This is a genomic window from Nostoc sp. NMS8 (assembly GCF_017115045.1).
Lineage (GTDB): Bacteria > Cyanobacteriota > Cyanobacteriia > Cyanobacteriales > Nostocaceae > Nostoc.
Genome location: NZ_JABXKK010000040.1, coordinates 97,223 through 116,594 on the forward strand (window position 1 = coordinate 97,223; position 19,372 = coordinate 116,594).

The 19,372-nt window shown below is 40.5% G+C and carries 5 protein-coding genes; all 5 read left to right on the forward strand.

The genetic code is table 11. From position 1 onward, the window contains the following. The first annotated feature begins 34 nt into the window (after nt 1-34). Nucleotides 35-6,880 (forward strand): non-ribosomal peptide synthetase, encoded by a 6,846-nt coding sequence (locus tag HWQ39_RS06510; RefSeq protein WP_292842783.1) that lies wholly within the window; start codon nt 35-37, stop codon nt 6,878-6,880. A 15-nt stretch (nt 6,881-6,895) separates the two neighbouring features. After that, nucleotides 6,896-12,997: a type I polyketide synthase gene (locus HWQ39_RS06515; protein WP_292842785.1), complete on the forward strand. Its 6,102-nt coding sequence runs from the start codon at nt 6,896-6,898 to the stop codon at nt 12,995-12,997. After that, nucleotides 12,997-16,281, forward strand: coding sequence for an amino acid adenylation domain-containing protein (locus tag HWQ39_RS06520; protein ID WP_292842787.1), 3,285 nt, complete (start codon nt 12,997-12,999; stop codon nt 16,279-16,281). Before HWQ39_RS06515 ends, HWQ39_RS06520 begins: the two co-directional genes overlap by 1 nt. Nucleotides 16,282-16,405: 124 nt before the next feature. Next, nucleotides 16,406-18,058, forward strand: coding sequence for a pyridoxal-dependent aspartate 1-decarboxylase PanP (panP, locus tag HWQ39_RS06525; protein WP_292842789.1), 1,653 nt, complete (start codon nt 16,406-16,408; stop codon nt 18,056-18,058). 56 nt (nt 18,059-18,114) lie between these two features. Beyond that, a partial coding sequence (locus HWQ39_RS06530) for a type I polyketide synthase (RefSeq protein ID WP_292842791.1) occupies nt 18,115-19,372 on the forward strand: 1,258 nt, incomplete at its 3' end.

Sequence of the window (19,372 nt, forward strand, 5' to 3'; positions counted from 1 at the left end):
CTCAACTATAATCATCCATGAGGAGTAAAGATTTATGAAAACCATCAACCAATTTTTATCTTACCTTTCTAGTTTAGAAATAAAACTTCGGGTTGATGGCGATCGCTTATATTGTAATGCTCCTCAAGGTATACTGACATCAGAACTGAGTACGCAAATTCGAGAGCGTAAAATAGAAATCCTCAAATATATACATGATTCAATTGCCTCAACTTCCACAATCGAGCTTATACAACCTGTATCTAGAGATGTAGATTTACCGCTATCTTTCGGACAGCAAAGGCTATGGTTTCTGAATCAATTGGAGCCAAATAGTGCCACTTACAACCTTCCCTATGCTGTACGGCTGACTGGTACGCTTAATGTACAGGCATTAGAACAGAGTCTCAACGAAATTGTGCAACGTCATGAGATATTGAGAACCACTTTTATGCTTGTCAATGGAGAACCGATTCAGGTTATTACTCCAACTCTGAGCTTGAAGCTATCTGTAGTGGACTTGCAAGAGTACCCAATAAAAAAGCAGGAAGCTGAAGTTTTGCGGCTAGCAGTTCAAGAAAGCCAGTTGCTTTTTAATTTAGCGCAGGGGCCTTTGCTGAGAACTACTCTGTTGCACTTGAGTGAACAACAGCACGTATTGTTGTTCACCATGCATCATATTGTCTCTGATGGCTGGTCAATGGGTTTACTTGTCAAAGAAGTAACATCACTTTACGAAGCCTTCTGTCAAGAAAAACCTTCCCCGCTTGCAAAATTGCCAATACAGTATGCAGATTTCGCAGTTTGGCAACGGCAATGGTTGCAAGGAGAGGTGCTACAATCTCAGATTTCTTACTGGCGAAAGCAGTTAGAAGATGCACCGAGAGTACTGGATTTACCTACTGACTATCCACGTTCAGCTATTCAGAGTTTCCGGGGTGCAACTTATTCATTTGAGCTATCTCAAGAGCTATCTGTAGCGTTAAATAAATTAAGCCAGCAGCAAAGATGTACTTTATTTATGACTCTGCTGGCAGCTTTTCAAACATTGTTATGGCGTTACACAAGTAATGAAGATATTGTGGTTGGTTCGCCTATTGCTAACCGTAACCGAGACGAAATAGAAGGGTTGATTGGTTTTTTTGTCAATACTTTGGTACTACGAACAAATCTGGCGGGTAATCCCACCTTTGAAGAGCTACTGGTTCGGGTGCGAGAAATGACATTGGGAGCATACACTCATGAGAATTTGCCTTTTGAATTGTTGGTAGAGGAACTACAACCAGAGCGAAACTTAAGCCATACGCCACTCTTTCAAGTAATGTTTGTGCTTCAAAATGCACCTATTTCGGCTTTTGAGTTGCCTGGTTTAACTTTAAGTTCCTTGACAGTTCAAAATAGCAATGCCAATTTTGATTTAACTTTGGATATTACAGAAACAGCAGAAAAAATATTTAGCAATTTCAATTACAATAGCAATTTATTTAAGGAAAGTACTATCAAGCGGATGGCTGGATATTTCCAGACCTTGCTGAAAGAAATTATTGCAAATCCAAAGCTGCGGCTTGCAGAATTATCATTAATAACAGAACATGAGAAACGCCAATTGCTATTGGAGTGGAATAATACAAAAGTTGAATATCCTCAACACCAATGCATCCATGAGTTATTTGAGACTCAAGTAGAACACACACCTGATGCGATCGCAGTTGTTTTTGAAGACCAGCAACTAACCTATCGCGAGGTAAACACCAGAGCGAATCAACTAGCGCATTATTTGCAACAGCTAGGAGTAAAACCAGAGGTATTGGTGGGGATTTGTGTAGAGCGATCGCTCTCTATGGTTATTGGACTATTAGCGATCCTGAAAGCAGGTGGTGCGTATGTACCATTAGACCCTTATTATCCATCAGAACGTCTAGCCTTTATATTACAGGATGCTCAAATATCAGTGTTACTAACCCAGCAACATCTGATAGAGAATTTGCCGCAACATCAGACTAGGATTGTTTGTCTAGATAGAGATTGGGAAAGTATAGCTCAACAAAACTCACAAAATTTAATTAATGAGTGTACAAGTGATAATTTAGCCTACATCATCTATACATCCGGCTCAACAGGCCAACCCAAAGGGGTGTTAGTTAATCACAGCAATGTTATTCGTTTATTCGCAGCAACTCAATCCTGGTATAACTTTAATCAACATGATGTCTGGACATTATTCCATTCCATAGCCTTTGATTTCTCTGTTTGGGAACTCTGGGGTGCTTTGCTATATGGTGGAAAATTAGTGGTGGTACCATACTGGCTGAGTCGTTCACCAGAAGACTTTTACAAATTGCTGTTAACACAGCAAGTGACAGTACTCAACCAGACGCCTTCAGCTTTTTGCCAACTCATCCAGGCAGAAGAATCATTTGCAAATATTAACAAATTAAGCCTGCGAACAGTCATTTTCGGTGGAGAAGCATTGCAACTTGAGAGTTTAAGACCTTGGTTTGAACGTCATGGCGACCAGTTTCCTCAGTTAGTCAATATGTACGGAATTACGGAAACAACCGTACATGTTACCTATCGTCCACTAGCGATCGCAGATTTAGAAGTAGCATCAGGAAGTGTGATTGGGCGTCCTATTCCTGACTTACAAGTTTACTTACTAGATAAATATCAACAGCCAGTACCTATTGGCATACCAGGTGAAATGTATATTGGTGGTGCTGGTGTGGTACGGGGTTATCTAAATCGACCAGAATTAACTCCTGAAAAATTTATTCCTAATCCCTTTAGTAATAAAGCAAATGCACGTCTTTATAAATCCGGTGATTTAGGTCGATATTTACCAAATGGAGACATAGAATATTTTGGTCGTATTGACCACCAAGTTAAAGTTCGTGGTTTCCGCATTGAATTGGGAGAAATTGAGGCTATCATCAGCCAATATCCAGCAATTAGAGAAACTGTAGTTGTAGTCAGCGAACAATCAGTAGATTCTCAACGAATAGTTGCCTATATAGTCCCTCAAAAAGAGCAAACACTGACAATCCCTGAACTACGTAGCTTTTTAGAGGCAAAGTTGCCAAGTTACATGATACCAGCAGCTTTTGTCACATTGGGGGCATTACCACTAACACCTAATGGTAAAATTGACCGCAAAGCATTACCGATTCCTGACACTGAGCGACCTGAATTAGACAACACTTTTGTTGCACCTTGCACTCCAAATGAGAAAATACTAGCTGAAATTTGGGCTAAAGCTCTTGGTATCAAACAGGTGGGTATCCACGATAACTTCTTTTCCTTAGGGGGAGATTCCATCCGTAGCATCCAAGTTCAATCCCTAGCACGAGAAAAAGGTTTGAGTTTCTCAATCCAGCATATCTTCCAACATCAAACTATTTCTCAGTTGGCAAAGGTGCTAAAAACGACGGAATTGGATTTTATAAAATCAGAAAAAAGTCAACCATTCAGTCTCATATCTCAAGAAGACAAACAGAAATTACCTGATGATATAGAGGATGCATATCCACTTTCTATGCTCCAGATGGGAATGGTTTTCCATAGCGAGTATAGTCCTGAGCGAACAACATATCACGATATTTTTAGCTACCATTTACAAGCTACTCTCGACATTCAGATTTTGCAGGCAGCTATACAGCTTTTAGTAAAAAATCATGCTGTACTGCGTACTTCGTTCCAGCTAACCGACTTTAGCGAGCCATTGCAACTGGTTCATCGAAACATTGATGTTCCATTGGAGGTAGAGGATTGGCGTCATCTCTCAACTTCCGAATTAGAGTATGCTCTAAATGACTGGTTAGAAGAGGAAAAAAGACAACATTTTGATTGGAGTATACCTCCCTTACTCCGCTTTTTTGTTCATCGCTGCAACGAGGAGACATTTTATTTAGTTGTGAGCTTCCACCACGCAATTCTGGATGGGTGGAGTGTGGCTTCAATGTTAACTGAGTTGTTTGGGCATTATTTCTCTCTCTTGGGTGAAAAAGTTGATTTTCTCAACCCACTACCCTCAAGCCTATTTCGGGACTTTATTGCTTTAGAACGAGAGACGATCGCCACTGAGGAATCTCAGCGTTACTGGATGCAAAAATTGCATGACAGTACTATAAATATGTTGCCTCGTTGGCATTCTCCAGAGGCTATCAGGCAAGTTAATGAGCAAGAAGTGCCAATATCTGCTGAGATTTCTGAAGGATTGCAACAGTTAGCCAAGTCTACAAAAATACCTCTTAAAAGTGTTCTGCTGGCAGCACATTTGCGAGTTTTAAGTCTGTTGTGTGGACAGTCAGACGTACTTACGGGTGTAGTTACCAATGGACGCCTAGAACATCAGGATGGAGAACGAGTCCTTGGTTTGTTCCTCAATACCGTGCCATTTCGTCTCAAACTATCTGGAGGCACTTGGATAGACTTGGTGCAGGATGTGTTTAAGGTAGAGCAGGAATGGCTGCCACATCGTCGATATCCATTGGCGGCAATACAGAAGAGTTTGGGGGGTCTACCTCTGTTCGAGACTGCATTTAACTTTACACATTTTCATGTTTACCAAACAGCATTAGCAGGTAAAAATGTGCAGTCTCTAGGTGGAAAGTTTTATGAAGAAACCAACTTCCCTCTAATGATTGACTTCAACCAAAATCCCAGATCATTGCTAGTAACACTCTCGCTTAAGTACGATACTTCGGAATTTGACCTAGAACAAATCAAAAGTATTAGTGGGTTTTATGCTAGAACTCTCAAAGCAATAGTTAGCAACCCTCAAAAACGCTACGAATTGCACGAACTTCTTTCTACACAAGAACGATATCAATTACTAACAGAGTGGAATAATACCCAGACATCCTATCCAACCGACCAGTGCATCCATAAATTATTTGAAGCACAAGTAGAATGCACACCGAATGCAGTAGCAGTGGTGTTTGAAAATGAGCAGTTAACTTACCGCGAGCTAAACGCGAAAGCTAACCAATTGGCGCATTATTTGCGTTCAACAAAGCTGTTGCATAGCGATTCACTAGGAGGAAAATCAGAAGTATTAGTGGGGATTTGTGTAGAGCGATCGCTCTACATGATAATCGGACTATTAGGCATCCTTAAAGCAGGTGGCGCATACATCCCCCTAGACCCCAGCTATCCCCAAGAACGCCTAGCTTACATGCTAGAAGACTCACAACCAACAGTCTTATTAACACAACAGCAGCTATTAGAAGTTCTACCAACCCACAAAGCTAAAGTTGTTTGCTTAGACAACAACTGGGAACTTATCGCCCAACACAGCAAACAAAACCCTAATTGCCATCTCAGTAGTGATAACCTAGCTTACGTCATCTACACTTCAGGTTCTACAGGTAAACCCAAGGGGGCGATGAATACCCACGCAGGAATTTGCAATCGCTTACTGTGGATGCAGGATACTTACCAACTAACAGCAACAGATAGAGTTTTGCAGAAAACTCCATTCAGCTTCGATGTCTCAGTTTGGGAATTCTTTTGGCCACTAATAACTGGTGCGCGGTTAGTAATAGCACAACCAGAAGGACATCGCGATCCAAATTACCTAGTGAATGTCATTACACAGCAGCAAATAACCACAATTCATTTTGTGCCTTCGATGCTGCAAGCGTTTCTCGAAGCAGAAAATTTGGAAAGTTGTCAATCTCTTGTACGGGTGATAGTCAGTGGCGAGGCATTGACAACCCAATTACAAGAACGCTTCTTCAATCGACTCAATGCCCAACTGCACAATCTCTACGGGCCAACGGAAGCTGCTGTAGATGTCACTTTTTGGCAGTGTAAAAATAGTTTTACGAACCAAAAGACAGTTCCTATCGGTCATCCCATTGCCAATACCCAAATTTATCTGCTAGATCGACACCTCAATCCTGTGCCTCTAGGTATCACAGGCGAATTATATATCGGTGGTGTGGGTGTGGGTCGGGGCTATTTAAATCGCCCAGAACTGACCGCAGAGAAATTTATCCCCAATCCCTTTTTAAGAGGCAGGGGGCAGGGGGCAAGGGGCAGGGGGCAGGGGGCAGGGGAGCAGAGGGAGAAAAAGCAAACAGATAGCTCTCTCCTTTCCCCAATCCCCAATCCCCAATCCCCAGTCCCCAGTCCCCAATCCCCAATCCCCAATCCCCAATCCCCAAATTCCGAACGCTTGTATAAAACTGGTGACTTAGCGCGTTATCTGCCCAATGGAGAAATTGAATACATTGGTCGAATTGACTACCAAGTGAAAATTCGCGGCTTCCGCATTGAACTTGGAGAAATTGAAGCAATTATTAGCCAACACTTGGCAGTGCGCGAAACTGTAGTTGTGGTAGCATCTCAAAGAATAGTCGCTTATGTAGTCCCCAAAGCCAAGCAAATACTCGTAATTTCTGAATTGCGAAGCTTCCTAGAAGCAAAGCTACCAAGCTACATGATGCCAGCAGCTTTTGTATTGTTAGAGGCACTGCCCCTCACACCGAATGGTAAAGTCGATCGCAAAGCATTAATAGCACCTGAGACAGCGCGGCCAGAATTGGAGGCAATTTATCAGCCACCTCAAACTGAAGTAGAACAAACTATTGCTGAGATTTGGCAAAAAGTACTGCAAGTTGAAGATGTAGGAATTTATGATAACTTCTTTGAGCTTGGTGGTGATTCATTACTCTTGCTTCAGGTTAATAGCAAATTACGGAAAGTTTTTCAGAGAGATTTATCTGTCCTCGACTTATTTAGATATCCAACTATCAATTCTTTAGCAAGTTATCTGAATGAATTTAAAAATCAACAGAAATATTCTGATTTAACAGATATTGCTATTGAAAAAATTACAGATGGAAAAACTCAACAAAGAAAGCGTTTACAAAAACTTAAATCTATTAAAAATATTTAAATATTCTTCAAAATTATGAGTATTCACACAGCAAATTATCTCAATGGTTCAGAAATAGCAATTATCGGCTTATCAGGGCGTTTTCCTGGAGCAAAAGATATTGATGAATTCTGGCATAATCTCCAAAATGGCATAGAATCAATTTCTTCTTTTACTGATGAAGAATTATTATCAGCAGGTATAAGCTCATCTATATTAAATGACCCCAACTATGTAAAAGCACAGGGTATATTAGAAGACGCAGAATTATTTGATGCAGAGTTTTTTGGCTTTAATCCCAGAGAAGCAGAAATTACCGATCCACAACACCGAATTTTTCTAGAGTGTGCTTGGTCGGCTTTAGAAAATGCTGGATACGATTCACAAAATTATCAAGGTGCGATTGGTGTTTATGCCGGCTCCGGTCTAAACAGCTACTTACTTAATATTTATCTAAATCAAAATATCATCAACTCTATCGATCCTCCGCAACTCCTGATTGCTGGTAACAAAGATTTTTTAACTACTCGCGTTTCTTACAAACTCAACTTAGAGGGGCCAAGCTACGCGGTGCAAACTGCTTGCTCAACTTCATTAGTTGCTGTCCACTTAGCGATTATGAGCTTACTCAATGGTGAATGTGATATTGCTTTAGCTGGTGGTGTTGCGATAAGTGCGTCAAGAAAAGATGGATACATGTACACAGAAGGGGGAATATTGTCTCCTGATGGACATTGCCGGGCATTTGACGCTGATGCTAAGGGTTCTGTGAGCGGTGAGGGTGTAGGTATTGTAGTGTTGAAGCGATTAGAAGATGCTTTGAGCGATCGCGACACTATTCATGCCATCATCAAAGGATCGGCTATCAATAATGATGGTTCATTCAAAGTCAGCTACACAGCACCCCGCATCGATACCCAAGCAAAAGTAATTAGAACAGCCCAAATAGTCGCCGAAGTAGAAGCAGAAACTATCACCTATGTTGAAGCCCACGGTACAGGAACAGCTTTAGGAGATCCTATTGAAATTGCTGCCTTAACACAAGCTTTTCGCTCTAGTACCGAGAAGAAAGGATTCTGCGCCATTGGTTCGGTGAAAACCAATGTTGGGCATTTAGACACGGCGGCTGGTGTGACGGGATTAATCAAAACTGTATTGGCACTCAAGCATAAACAGATACCCCCAAGCCTACACTTCACTTCGCCTAATCCCGAAATTGACTTTGCCAATAGTCCTTTCTACGTCAATACCACACTTTCTGAATGGGAAACAAATGGCACTCCCCGACGTGCAGGAGTTAGTTCTTTTGGCTTAGGGGGAACCAATGTACATTTAATTCTCGAAGAAGCTCTGGCTGTGGAGGAGCAGGAAAGCAGGGGTGCAGAGGAGCAGGGGAGAAAATATCATTTGTTAGTTCTTTCTACAAAAACGGCATCGGCACTAGAAACTGCTACAACAAATCTTGCTAATTACCTACAAAAGTGTCCCGATTTAAATCTTGCCGATGTGGCTTATACATTGCAGGTTGGGCGCAGAAATTTCGATTATCGGCGTGCAGTTGTCTGCCAAGATATTCAAGATGCTGTCAACGCACTTCAAGAACCAAAGCGAGTTTTTAGCAATACTCAGAAAACTCAGGAACGCCCTGTTGCCTTCATGTTTTCTGGACTGGGAACTCACTACGTTGATATGGCTCTTGAACTTTACCAAACTGAGCCAACATTTTGCACCTCAGTTGACCAATGCTGTGAACTCCTTAAACCCCTCCTTAATCTTGATTTGCGAGATGTTTTGTATCCCAGTAGAAACAGTGATAATGGAAGTAAGCAAAAACAAAATACTCTCTCTGCTGGGCTAGATTTGCGAAAAATGTTAGGCCGGGGAACGGAACAAGTAGATGTCGCAACTCAAAAGCTAAATCAAACCTTTCTCACCCAACCAGCTATCTTTGTTATTGAATACGCTTTAGCTCAGTTATGGATATCGTGGGGAATTCGTCCGGCGGCAATGATTGGCTACAGCATCGGTGAATATGTAGCGGCAACTCTCGCCGAGGTTTTATCTCTGGAAGACGCTTTAATCCTGGTAGCGAAAAGAGCGCAAATGATTCAAGAGTTGCCAAATGGGGCAATGTTGGCAGTTGGGCTTTCAGAGGAGGAAATAAAACCTCTGTTGAACGATCGCATCTCCATGTCTGCAATCAACGGCTCATCGTTGTGTGTGATTGCGGGTTTCCCGGATGCTATCGAAGAATTGGAAAGAAAATTGAGTGAACGGGGTTTAGTTGGGAAGCGGTTGCAGACTTCCCATGCTTTTCATTCTGTCATGATGGAAGCGATCGCACCGACTTTTCACAATTTAGTCAAAACCTTTAGTCTCAAACCCCCGAAAATCCCCTATTTATCAAACGTTACAGGTACTTGGATTACAGCAGACCAAGCAACAGATCCCAGTTATTGGGTGCAGCACCTCTGTCAAGCAGTACGCTTTGCTTCGGGAGTACAAGAGTTGTGGAAAAAAGATCGTCCAATTTTATTAGAGGTTGGCCCCGGTCAAGCATTGATCAGTTTCGCATCGCAATGTCTAGAAAGTGACGATAGAGCCAAATCAGTGATGCTCCCTTCCCTGCGGCATTCCTACGAGCAACAGTCAGATGTTGCATTTTTAATGACTACATTGGGTCGCTTATGGCTAGCAGGGGTAAAAGTAGATTGGTATGGTTTTTATGTTCACGAACAACGCGGTCGCATTCCCTTACCGACCTATCCTTTTGAAGGCCAACGTTACTGGATTGATGCCAATCCTGAAGCGAATTTAGCACAGCGCAAAGATTGGCAAGCATTAGACAAAAAACCAAATATTGCTGACTGGTTTTACATTCCTTCCTGGAAACGCTCTTCTCATATAGCAGCAAAATCAACACAAAAATTATACTATTTGGTGTTTATTGATACTTTAGGCATAGGTTCAGAAGTTGCTAAACAGTTGGAATTACAAGGGCATGATGTAATTACTGTGAGAGTTGGAGAGCAGTTTAGCAAGTTAGGCGATCGCTCTTACACAATTAATCCCCAAGCAAGTCGTGATTATGATACCTTGCTGAAGGAACTTGCGATCGCACAGCGTACCGGATGGCATTTCGCTCATTTTTGGAGTCTGAACCCTAACACACAGGCAGAATCACCCCATCAGTTTTTTGAAGAATGTCAAAATAATGGTTTTTATAGTCTACTTTTTCTGGCGCAGGCATTGGGAAAACAAGAAGTTACCGACGATTTGCAAATTCTGGTAACAACCAACAATGTGCAAGAGGTGAATGGCGATGAAAAGTTATGCCCAGAAAAAGCAACTGTCATGGGAATCTGTAAAGTAATTCCCCAAGAATATCCCAACATCACCTGTCGTCATATTGATATAGTCATTCCTGAATCAGGAACACCCCAAGAAAATCAACTCCTAGACCAACTTGTAACAGAACTCACTCAAACCGCATCCGATAACATAGTTGCTTACCGTGGCAAACATCGTTGGGTGCAAACTTTTGAACCAATACAACTTGAAGAACCAGATCGAGAAAAAATTTCGATCAGAGAGGGGGGAGTCTACTTAATCGCTGGTGGTTTGGGGGATGTTGGCTTAGTACTAGCAGAATATATCGCCCAGACAGCGCATACCAAACTAATTCTCACAGGGCGTTTAGGTTTGCCCGCAAAACCAGAGTGGTCGCAATGGCTATCAACTCATGATGAAAACGACGATATCAGTCGCAAAATCCAGAAAGTGCAAGCATTAGAAGCATTGGGTGCGGAGGTTTTAATTTGCCGCGCTGATGTTGCGAATCTCGAACAAATGCAAGCAGTAATGACTCAAGCCTCAAACCGCTTTGGTGAAATTCATGGTGTCATTCATGCTGCAAATGTGAGAGTATACAACACTGTTCAACAGATAAGTAAAACTGAGTGTGAAACTCAATTACGCTCAACAGGCTATGGATTATTTGTATTAGAAAATATCTTACAGGGAAAACAACTTGATTTCTGCGTAGTCATATCGTCATTAGCATCTGTTTTGGGGGTACTAGGCATGGCTGCCTATCCAGCAGCGCACATATTCACAGATGCTTTTGTACACAAACACAATCAAACAAGTCTTGTTCCTTGGTTGAGCATTAATTATAGCGACTGGATTACTCAAGAATTTTCTGAATCGGCGACGATGCCCAAAGGAGCAGATTCGACGATGACGCGGCAAGAAGGTCTAGAGGTTTTTAAACGTGCTTTATCTACAAGTAAGTTTACTCAAATAGTCACATCAACGGTAGATTTGCCAGCTAGCATCAAGAAATGGATTGAACTAGAATTTCGGCAAAATTCTCAACTTGCACCAAAAACCAGTTCTGCTTCATCTTATTTAAGACCTAATTTAGATAGTGACTATGTTGCTCCTGAAAGTGAAGTACAGCAAACTATTGCTAATATTTGGCAAGAACTCCTTGGTTTTAAACAAATAGGTATTCACGATAGCTTTTTTGAGTTGGGTGGGGATTCTGTGCTTGGTATTCAAGTCAGCGCCAGAGCCGCTAAAGCAGGTTTTCGGCTCACTCCTCAGCAATTATTTGAACATCAGACAATCGCCAAACTAGCAGAGGTGGTAAGCACAACCCAAATTGTCCAGGCTGAACAAGGTTTAGTAACTGGTCTAGTACCCCTAACACCTGCTCAACATCAGTTTTTTGAATTGAATCAACCAGAACCCCATTACTGGAACCAAGCAATTTTGTTAGAGGTACTTCAATCTCTGAATCTGGCTTGGTTAGAGCAAACATTGCAGCAATTATTAATACACCACGATGCCCTGCGCCTCCGGTTCACACACTCTGAATCTGGCTGGCAGCAGGTCAACACTAGCCCTCAAGAAGTAGTGCCGTTTACACGGATTGATTTGTCGGCATTGTCATCCAAAGCTCAAAAATCTGCTATGGAGATAGCTGCTGCCGAAATCCAAGCTAGTTTGAACCTTTCAGAAGGGCCAATTGTGCGGTTTGTCCTTTTTGAACTGGGTACTAATAAGTTAAGCCGCTTACTAATTGTCAGCCACCACTTGACAGTAGATCCCGGCTCTTGGCGAATCTTATTAGAGGATCTCCAGACTGCTTATCAGCAAATCAGTCAGGGTCAGGTAATTAATCTGCCACAAAAGACAACCTCTTTTAAACAGTGGTCTATTCGGTTACAGAAGTATGCTCACTCAGAACAGTTGCAGAAAGAGCAAAAACATTGGTTGAGTCAACGTCTTAAGCAGGTTTCTCGTTTACCCATAGATTACCTTAACGGTGTCAACACCGTAGCATCAGAAGATCAAATTGTATCAGTAACTCTCAGCGAAAAAGAGACTCAATTATTGCTTCAGGAGGTTCCAAAAGTTTATCGAACTAATACACAAGAGGTTCTGCTGACTGCCCTTGTACAGGCTTTTAGAGAATGGACAAGCGTAAACTTGTTACTGATTAATCTCGACGAAAATGGGCGCGAGGTAAGTACAGGCAGTATCAATGATGTCGATATATCAAGGACAGTAGGTTGGATCACTACTACTTATCCTGTGCTTTTAGATTTGGAAAAAGCAGACAATCCTGGCGATGCTTTGAAAGTCGTTAAAGAACAAATTCGTCATGTTTCTAACAAGGGCATTGACTATGGAGTGTTACGCTACCTGAGTCAGGATACGGTATTAACTGAGAAAATTCGCTCCCTTCCGCAAGCAGAGGTAATGTTTCTCTACGTTGGTCAAATTAGTAAAAGTTTGCCTCAGAATTCTTTGTTTAAGTGGACGGAAGAATCACCAGGGCCAACACTCAGTCCCCAAGCAACTCGGCCTTATCTATTACAAATAACTGTATCGGTTACTGGAGGTCAATTGCAACTGGATTTGAACTACAGCAAGAATATCCATAAACGTCAAACAATAGAAAAATTATCTAACAATTTTGCCAAAAAACTCAAATCTCTCATTACCCACTGTCAGTCTCCCGAAGCAGGCGATTATACTCCTTCTGATTTTTCGGCAGCAAATATCAATCAAGAAAATTTAAGCCAGTTACTAGCTCAGATTGGTCAATTAGACAGGAGTAATTTCTGATGAAACAAAATAATATTGAAGATATATACGAACTTTCACCTATGCAGCAGGGTATGCTTTTTCATAAGCTTGCTGCACCTAATTCTGTAGTATATTTTGAGCAAGCTTGCTTCCGTTTGCAAACTCAACTGAATGTCTCAGCCTTTCAGAAAGCTTGGCAGCGAGTTGTAGATCGCCATCCCATTTTGCGTACCTCTTTTTATTGGGATAATCTTGATAAACCTTATCAGGTTGTTCATCAGCAAGTAAGCTTACCGTATGTATTTCAAGACTGGCGACAATTATCTTTCCAAGAGCAACAAAAGCAATTAAAAGCTTTCTTAAAAGCAGATGGCGATCGCGGCTTTGAACTTTCCCAAGCTCCTCTGATTCGCCTAACATTAATTCAAGTCGATGATAACACTTATGAATTTGTTTTTAGCTTTCACCACATATTAATGGAGGGATGGTCTGTAACCTGGTTGTGGAAGGAATTCTATGAGTTTTATAATGCTTTATACCAAGGTCAAGATTTACATCTAGAACGCCCACGTCCCTATAGAGAATATATTGCTTGGCTACAGCAGCAAGACCTGAATCAAGCAGAGGCTTTTTGGCGGCATAAACTCAAAGGATTCACACTACCAACACCAATTATAGTAGGTAAGAGTTCTGCTAGCTTTTCTGACCAAAAAGGAGGTTATCAAAGGCAAGATATCTCAGTATCGGCTACTACAACAACTGCTTTAAAATCCTTTGCGCGCAAGCATCAGCTAACCTTAAATATATTAATTAAAGGAGCTTGGGCTTTACTTTTAAATCGTTATAGCCAAGAATCAGATATAGTTTTTGGATCTACATCTTCAGGGCGACCAACTGCCCTAGCAGATGCAGAGTCTATGATCGGACTCTTTATCAACACACTGCCATTACGAGTACAAGTACAGAGTAATGCTTATCTCTCACCTTGGCTGAAAAATCTTCAAGCCGAAGAAGTTCAGATGCGTGAGTATGAATATAGCCCATTACTAAAAATTCAACAATGGAGTGAGATCCCCCGTGGTTTACAATTATTTGATAGCATTTTAGTTTTTGATAATGAGTTAGTAGATTACAATCAAGGTGCTATTGCTCAAAGTATAGGGGTCGTTGAATCTCAGCTATTGGGCGAATCTCAGTCGTTATTTGACTGGACAAACTACCCTCTCACCGTGAAGGTAGTGCCTAAATCAGATTTATTAAATCTGTGTATTTCTTATGATAACCGTCGCTTTCATAGTGCTACTATTACCCAAATGTTGGGACACTTCCAGACCTTATTGGAAAGCATAGTTAGTAATCCTGAACAACGGATTTGTGATTTGCAATTACTAACCTCATCGGAAGTAAAACAGTTATTAGTTGAGTGGAATGATACCAAAATAGACTATCCTGAAGATAAGTGCATTCATCAATTGTTTGAGGGAGAGGTAGAATGTACACCTGATGCTGTTGCAGTGGTGTTTGAAAATGAGCAATTAACCTATCGTGAGTTAAATACCAGAGCAAATCTACTAGCACATTATTTGCAACAGCTAGGAGTAAAATCAGAAGTATTAGTCGGGATTTGTGTAGAGCGCTCGCTTGATATGGCGATCGGACTATTAGCCATCCTAAAAGCAGGTGGAGCATACATACCAATAGACCCCAATTATCCCCAAGAACGCATCGCATTTATACTAGAAGATGCTCAAGCAGCAGTATTACTAACTCAAGCTTCACTACTAGAAACAATACCCCAACACAAAGCTCAAGTCATCTGCTTAGATACCGATTGGCATCTCATCGCCCAACAAAGCCAGAAAAATGTCATCTCTGAAATAACCCCCGACAACCTCGCTTATATCATCTATACCTCTGGTTCAACAGGTAAACCAAAAGGTGTAATGATTAAACACGCAAGCACAGTTGCAATGTTGGATTGGGCAAAGCAAACCTTTGCAATCGAAGCTTTGCAAGGAGTTTTAGCATCAACCTCTATTTGCTTCGACCTTTCAGTATTCGAGCTATTTATTCCTCTGTGTTGCGGTGGCAAGGTGATTCTAATCGAGAACGCCTTATATTTATCAACTTTGCCAACAGCCCAAAATGTAACCTTAATAAATACTGTCCCAAGTGTGATTTCACAGTTATTAAGAACTGATAGTATTCCGGCTTCAGTGCAGACAATCAATGTGGCAGGTGAACCACTTCATCATCATCTTGTACAACAACTTTATCAGCAAGAGAATATACAACAGGTATTTAACCTCTATGGACCTTCTGAAGATACAACTTATTCAACATTTGCCCTTCTAGACAAAGATACTAGCAATATTCCACCGATTGGTCGCCCGATTCACAACACGCAGATTTATTTGTTAGATCAAAATTTACAACCTGTTCCTGTGGGTGTAACTGGGATGTTGTATATTGGTGGTGCAGGTTTATCGCGTGGTTATCTCAACAAACCAGAACTGACTGCTGAACGATTTATTCCCAATCCTTACACACAGTTACCAGGAGAACGGTTATATCAAACTGGGGATTTAGCCCGCTATTTAGCAAATGGAGAGATTGAGTACATTGGGCGCATTGATTATCAAGTAAAAGTACGTGGTTTCCGTATTGAACTCTTAGAAATTGAAGCACTGATTATTGAACATCCTGAAGTTCGAGAGGCTGTTGTTACGGTTGATTCTTCCGAAACTGATTCTCAACGAATAATTGCTTATGTCGTTCCGAATTCAGAGGAAAGACTAACTATTTCTCAACTGCGCGATTTTTTAGAGGCAAAGTTACCAAACTATATGGTGCCAACTGCTTTTGTCTTTTTGGAGGCACTACCATTAACTCCTAATGGCAAGATTGACCGTAAGGCGCTCAAAGCTCCTGATACAGCAAGACCTGAATTGGAAGTAGTTTATCAGCCACCCCAAACCGAGGTAGAAAAAACTATTACCGATATTTGGCAAGAAGTACTTAATCTTGAGAAGGTAGGAATTCATGATAATTTCTTTGAACTGGGTGGTCATTCACTGCTTCTAGTGCAAGTTCATAGTAAATTGCAAAAAAGATTTCAGAGAGATTTTCTCTTAGTAGAAATGTTTCAATATCCAACCGTAAGCCACCTAGCTAGATATTTTAGTCAGGAATCAAGAGAAGAAATATCTTTTATAAAGCATTCTGAAAATAGGCCAGCTTCAGTACAGCGGCGAAAACAAGCCAGAAAAGAACATCGAGAAATAACAAAAGAAAGGGGAGTTTCATATCAATCAGGTGATTGAAGAAGAATTCATAATCAAGATGTGACGAGCGCGGACTCGCTAACCCAAACAAATGATATAGATACTTTGACATAGGGTAAAAATTAGAAATATAGCCTAGAAAATACCTATTTAAGGAGATGAAATGACATTAAGCGAAAAAGAAATTTTAACCATAAATAAGTTTTCTCAGAACGATCAAGTATTGCATTCTGAAATTGGTGAATATGTAAAAGGAATGTTTACACCTACTCAAGGTAAATTTCTGGAAACGCAGATAGATGAGATAGCTAATGATTTTTCTCAAAACTTTTTAATTGCAAAAACTGCAAATACTAATGTTGACCTTGAATTGATAATTAGAAAATTTGGTGATAGTAAAATACCTACACAGCCTACTGATTTTGAAAGCTATTTTCAATCTTTAAATGAAAATGTTGTTGCTCATTCAATACACACATCATCACCACAATTCATCGGTCACATGACCTCAGCACTTCCTTCCTTTGTGCGCCCTTTAGCAAAACTGATGACAGCAATGAATCAAAATGCTGTCAAAATAGAGACTGCTAAAGCCTTAAGCTTCTGCGAACGTGAAGCTTTAGCAATGATGCATCGACAAATTTATAATTTATCCGATAATTTCTACACCCAGCATATTCAAAATAATCAGAGTACATTAGGAATTTTGGTTTCTGGTGGTACAACGGCTAATATCACAGCCCTTTGGTGTGCCAGAAATAAATCTTTAGGCGCAAAAAATGATTTTTTAGGCATAGAAAAAGAAGGTTTAGGCGCAGCTTTAAATTTCTATGGTTACAAAGGAGCAGTTATAATTGGCTCCGAATTAATGCATTTCTCTTTTGATAAAGCTGCGGATTTAATGGGCATAAGTACCCAAAATTTGATTAGAGTGGCCGTTGATTCTAACAATCAAGTCAATCTACAAGCGTTACGCCAAGCTGTTGCAGATTGTCATGAGAAAAACTTACATATTATAGCTATTGTTGGTATTGCGGGAACCACGGATTCTGGTAGTGTCGATCCACTAGAAGATATTGCAGAGATTGCCCAAGAAAATAATGTACATTTCCATGTGGATGCTGCTTGGGGTGGCCCAGTTATCTTTTCTCGAAAACATCGACATAAGCTTGCTGGCATTGAAAAAGCTGATTCAGTAACCATTGATGGACATAAACAATTATATTTACCAATGGGTATTGGTATGGTCTTTTTCCACGACCCTTATCTAGCTTCTTCAATCGAAAAACATGCTAGCTATACCATGCGTAAGGGATCGTTTGATTTAGGTAAGCGTGCTTTAGAAGGTTCTCGGCCGGGGATGGCTTTATTTTTACACGCTGGTCTAAAGCTGATTGGCCTTAAAGGATATGAGTTTTTAATTGATGAGGGAATCCGTAAAACTCAATACATGGCTGCTCGAATTTCGGCAATGCCTGAATTTGAATTGTTGGCAGAACCAGATACTAATTTGTTAATTTATCGCTATATTCCAGAGCAATTTAGAGGAGCAATTGTAAAACAACAGTTCACAGAGACAGATAATCAAATTATCAACAACTTTAATGAATATTTACAAAAGATGCAGCGCCAAATTGGCCGCACTTTTATCTCACGAACAACAAAAACAACTATCAGCTTGGACAAGGAAATTCCGGTAATTGCCATGCGTGCAGTAATTGCTAATCCGTTAACTACTGAAGAAGATATTGACGCAGTTTTAAATGACCAAATTCAGATTGCTTCTGAAATCTCAAATTCATATTTGCTCAAATAGGAATAATGAGCTAAGTCTTATTGAGTATCTTAACGTTTATGATAGGATTTTGATTTATGGATGCAGCAAATAATTTTATTCCTAGCTTAAATGATAAAGACGAAATCGCTATTATTGGAATGGCGGGTCGTTTTCCTGGTTCAAAAAACGTTGATACTTTTTGGCAAAATCTGCGGGATGGTGTAGAGTCAATTTCTTTTTTCACCGATGAAGAACTAATATCATCTGGGGTGGATTCATCATTACTCAACAATCCCAATTATGTGAAGGCAAGCGCTATATTAGAAGATATAGAGTTATTTGATGCTTCATTTTTTGGTTTTTCTCCCAAAGAAGCTGAAATTACCGATCCACAACACCGCCTTTTCATCGAATGTGTTTGGGAAGCTTTAGAAAATGCTGGCTATAACTCAGAAACTTATCGCGGTCAAATAGGTATTTTCGCTGGTGTCGCTGCAAGTACATACTTACTTTCTAACTTATATTCAAATCGAGATTTGATGGAATCAGTAGATAGCTACCAAATTTTAATTGGAAACGATAAAGATTTTTTACCTACGCAGGTTTCTTACAAATTGAACTTGAGAGGGCCAAGTATCAATATTCAAACTGCTTGTTCTACATCATTGGTTGCTGTCCATCTAGCCTGCCAAAGTTTACTCAATGGTGAATGTGATATTACTTTAGCGGGCGGTGTTTCTATTACAACACTGCAAAAAACTGGTTATCACTATCAACAAGGAGGAATTCATTCTCCTGACGGTCATTGCCGAGCTTTTGATGCTGAAGCGAAAGGAACAAATGGTGGCAACGGTTTAGGTGTAGTGGTCTTGAAAAGATTAGAGGATGCTATTGCTGATGGTGATTTTATTCATGCAGTAATCAAGGGTTCAGCTGTTAATAACGATGGTTCTTTAAAGGTTGGATATACAGCCCCTAGTGTTGATGGTCAAAGGGAAGTAATTTTAGAAGCTTTAGCCTTAGCTGGAGTTGAACCTGAAACTGTTACTTGTGTAGAAGCACACGGTACAGGAACTATCTTAGGAGATCCGATTGAAATTAAGGCCCTCACGCAAGCTTTTCGTACTAGCACAAATAAAAAAGGTTTTTGTGCTATTGGTTCAGTAAAGACCAATATTGGACATTTGGATACTGCTGCTGGTGTGACAGGATTAATTAAAAGTATCCTGGGATTAAAACATCAACAAATACCTCCGAGTTTGCACTTTCAAGAACCAAATCCACAGATAGATTTTGCTAATAGTCCCTTTTACGTTAATACCAAATTATCAGAGTGGAAAACTAACGGGACAC